Here is a 4,557-nt window from a genome sequence, read left to right as displayed (position 1 = left end):
GATGATGGACCTCACGCCGGAGCGACGCAAGGAACTTCGCAGGCTGGCGGCACAGCATCAGGAGAAACGGCAGCATGTCCCGGACGTGAAAGCCGCGCCGGAGCAGGAAACACGGCAACCCGAAACACAGCCGGAAGTTGCCGCCATTCCTGTCGCTCCCGCAACGGAAGCGGCTGCAACCTCCCTTTTTCCCGAAATGGAAGCGGAAAAACCGAAAGAGGAAGCTCCCGACCTGTCGCCGCGTCCCTACCACCGCACGCCGGAAATGCACTTGCGTGAAGGCTCGTTAGTGGCTGACAGTGGGCGTCGTAACATCGGTTATCTGAAAGACATCACGCCTTACGGCGCGACATTCCAGCCGCTTGGACTGACAGGCTATCAGAAAGAGAAGGCGTTGCTGTATGTGTCGCTCCGTGACGCATACGAGCGTCTGTACCGTTATGAATCGAACAGGCGCGAGGAAAACCCGCAGTGGCGTGAGCATCTGAACACCTGCTATGACGAGTTTGTCATGCGCTACGGCAACCTCAACGCCAAGCAGAACGTGAAACTGGTGGTGATGGATGCAGGAGGACGCGACATCCTTTCGCTGGAACGTGCGGAGGACGGCAGGTTCGTCAAGGCGGACATTTTCGAGCGTCCCGTTTCCTTCTCGGTAGAGAGCCATGCCAACGTAAGCTCTCCCGAAGAGGCACTCTCCGCATCGCTCAACAAGTTCGGCACGGTCAATCTCGACTATATGCGGGAGATAACCGACAGTACGGAGGAGGGATTGCTTGACGCCCTCAAAGGACGCATCTTCTACAACCCGCTCGTAACCGGTTACGAGATAAAGGACAGGTTCATCGCCGGGAACGTGATAGAGAAGGCGGAACGCATCGAGGCATGGATGGGCGACAACCCCGAAAACGGGCGTATGCCGGAAGTGAAGCAGGCGTTGGAGGCTCTGAAAGAAGCCGAGCCGCCGCGCATCGCTTTTGAAGACCTCGACTTCAATTTCGGGGAACGCTGGATTCCGACGGGCGTATATGCCGCCTACATGAGCCGTCTTTTTGACACGGACGTGAAAATCGCCTACTCCGCAAGCATGGACGAATTTTCGGTGGCGTGCGGCTACCGCACCATGAAAATCACGGACGAGTTTTTAGTGAAGGGCTATTACCGGAACTATGACGGCATGCACCTGTTGAAACACGCCCTGCATAACACCTGCCCGGATATGATGAAGTCCATAGGAAAGGATGAACACGGAAACGACATCAAGGTACGCGACAGCGAGGGCATACAGCTCGCCAACGCCAAGATTGACGAAATCCGTAACGGGTTCTCGGAATGGCTGGAAGAGCAGTCGCCGCAGTTCAAGGAACGGCTGACGACGATGTACAACCGCAAGTTCAACTGTTTCGTGCGCCCGAAATATGACGGCTCACACCAGACCTTTCCGGACCTCAACCTCAAAGGGCTGGCAAGCAGGGGTATCAAGAGCGTCTATCCGTCGCAGATGGATTGCGTCTGGATGCTCAAACAGAACGGCGGTGGCATCTGCGACCACGAAGTCGGTACAGGCAAGACGCTGATAATGTGCATTGCAGCGCATGAGATGAAGCGTCTGAACTTGGCGCACAAACCGATGATTATCGGGCTGAAAGCCAATGTCGCGGAGATTGCCGCCACCTATCAGGCGGCATACCCGAACGCGCGGATTCTCTATGCCTCGGAGAAGGACTTTTCGACCGCCAACCGCGTGCGTTTCTTCAACAACATCAAGAACAACGACTATGATTGCGTCATCATGTCGCACGACCAGTTCGGCAAGATTCCGCAGTCGCCGGAGTTGCAGCAGCGCATCCTGCAAGCGGAGCTTGACACGGTGGAGGAAAACCTCGAAGTCTTGCGGCAGCAGGGCAAGAACGTATCGAGGGCGATGCTGAAAGGTCTGGAAAAGCGCAAGCACAACCTTGAAGCGAAGCTGGAGAAGGTGGAACACGCCATCAAGTCGCGCACGGACGACGTGGTGGACTTCAAGCAGATGGGCATCGACCATATTTTTATTGACGAATCGCATCAATTTAAGAACTTGACTTTCAACACGCGGCATGACCGTGTGGCTGGTTTGGGCAACTCGGAAGGAAGCCAGAAAGCCCTGAATATGCTTTTTGCCATCCGCACCATACAAGAGCGCACGGGTAAGGACTTGGGGGCGACGTTCCTATCCGGCACGACCATCAGCAACTCGCTGACGGAACTGTACCTGCTCTTCAAGTACCTGCGCCCGAAGGAACTGGAACGGCAGGATATCCGGTGCTTTGACGCATGGGCGGCTATCTTCGCCAAGAAGACGACCGATTTCGAGTTCAACGTGACGAACAACGTGGTGCAGAAGGAGCGTTTCCGCTACTTCATCAAAGTGCCGGAGCTTGCCGCCTTCTACAACGAGATAACCGACTACCGCACGGCAGAGGATGTGGGTGTGGATCGTCCGCACAAGAACGAGATACTGCACCATATACCGCCCACGCCGGAGCAGGAGGACTTCATTCAAAAACTGATGCAGTTCGCCAAGACGGGCGACGCCACGCTGCTCGGTAGACCGCCCCTGTCGGAAACGGAAGAGAAGGCAAAGATGCTGATCGCCACCGATTACGCACGGAAGATGGCTCTCGATATGCGCATGATAGACCCGAACTACGAAGACCACCCCGACAACAAGGCTTCCCACTGTGCCAAGACGATTGCGGAGTATTACCATAAATACGACGCGCAGAAAGGCACGCAGTTCGTGTTCTCGGATCTGGGGACGTACCAGCCGGGCGACGGGTGGAACGTGTACAGTGAGATAAAGCGGAAGCTGACGGAGGACTACGGCATACCGGCAAGCGAGGTGCGCTTCATTCAGGAGTGCAAGACCGACAAGGCGCGCAAGGCGGTGATAGACGCCATGAACGCCGGAACGGTGCGCGTGCTGTTCGGTTCCACCTCCATGCTCGGAACGGGCGTGAATGCGCAAAAAAGGTGTGTCGCCATCCATCATTTGGATACGCCTTGGGTGCGACATGAAGTCGCATAGATAATTGTTGGAATGATACTTACGAGTATCAGCTTTAACCCGCTGTTCCGTCAGCGGTAGCCTACCACCGATGCACCTTAATAGTTGTATTAAGCGGTTGGGACAAAGTACACTTTCGCAAGACAAGACAGAACCGTGAGGGGAAGTCAAGTATGGTTAGTATCATACCGTAGAGTGGCGAGGCTGGATAGTATGGTTAGCGCAAGCGAACTGTTAGTAAACTTCGTAATGTCACGAATGAGTGTAAGATACTGGTACACTCCGCCCAAAAGGGAAGCGGTCGGTTAATCCTCTCCATGGTAGGATTACACGGATATAAGCACCGCCGGAGGATGAGACAGAACCTAACCTATCCGTTAGTTATCTATGTGGAACATGGTAAGCCTGTATATCTCCTGTCATGTAAAAATGGCAGGTAAGCTGACAGCAATGAAAGCCGAATGATGTGCAGGTATAAGATAACAGAAAAAGCGAATGCCGTTCTGTAATGGAACGGATACGGATTGAACTAACATCACGGGCTGATGTTGGTGACATCATCCGACACGAAAGTGGGCAGACTTCTGTGGTGACATTCGGTAGGCAAACAAGCCGAATGTTATCAAATGGTGATTCTTTACAATTAACTTTTAGAACTTTCAAAAGGAGGAAAGCAAATGAACGAAAACAGAACATCGTGTGCGCCTGCCGGCAAGCAACAAACACTTTGGGACAGCATAGACTGGACTAAAGCAGAGTTGGCTGTCAGAAAGCTACAAGCGCGTATTGTAAAGGCTCAGAAGGGAGGCAGATACAATAAGGTGAAAGCCTTGCAGTGGACGCTGACCCACTCTTTTTACGCAAAAGCCTTAGCCGTAAAGAGAGTTACTTCTAACGGAGGTGGAAACACCCCAGGGGTTGACATGGAAACATGGGATAAACCCGAAGCCAAAACACAAGCGATAAGTGAACTCAAACGCAGAGGCTACCAGCCGAAGCCGTTGAGAAGAGTCCACATCAAGAAGAGTAATGGCAAACTGCGACCGTTGGGAATACCGACAATGAAAGACAGAGCCATGCAAGCACTCTATCTTATGGCACTGGAACCCGTGTCGGAAACTACAGCCGACACACGTTCATACGGTTTCCGCAAGGAACGCCGCTGTATGGACGCAGTAATGCAATGTCATAACATTCTCCGAAAAGGCTATTCTCCTGAATGGATTTTGGAGGGTGATATAAAGGGATGCTTCGACCATATCAGCCATGAATGGTTGCTTGCCAACATCCCAATGGATAAGGCAATGCTTCATAAATGGCTGAAATGCGGCTATATCTTCAACAAACAGATGTTCCCGACCGAGGAAGGGACACCGCAAGGTGGTATAATCTCTCCCACGCTTGCCAATATGACATTGGACGGATTGCAAAAGGTTCTCGCAGATAGATACAAAAGAAGAACCATAAAAGGGAAACATTACTCCCCAATGGTAAATCTGGTCTGTCTCTTA

The 4,557-nt window shown here is 52.7% G+C and carries 1 protein-coding gene and 1 pseudogene; both read left to right on the top strand.

Annotation, left to right across the window (positions count from 1 at the left end; translation table 11 throughout):
• Positions 1 to 3,046: pseudogene (locus AB5935_RS23010) on the top strand (DNA methylase); the annotation flags it as partial.
• A 677-nt stretch (positions 3,047 to 3,723) separates the two neighbouring features.
• A partial coding sequence (locus AB5935_RS23005; protein WP_368327600.1) for a reverse transcriptase N-terminal domain-containing protein occupies positions 3,724 to 4,557 on the top strand: 834 nt, incomplete at its 3' end.

Origin of the sequence: Phocaeicola sp. RTP21198st1_B8_RTP21198_201120 (assembly GCF_040929485.1) — a bacterium.
In the GTDB taxonomy this organism is placed as follows: Bacteria; Bacteroidota; Bacteroidia; order Bacteroidales; family Bacteroidaceae; genus Phocaeicola; species Phocaeicola dorei.
The sequence above is the reverse complement of the archived record's forward strand: the minus strand, read 5'-3'. Positions and strand labels throughout refer to the sequence as shown.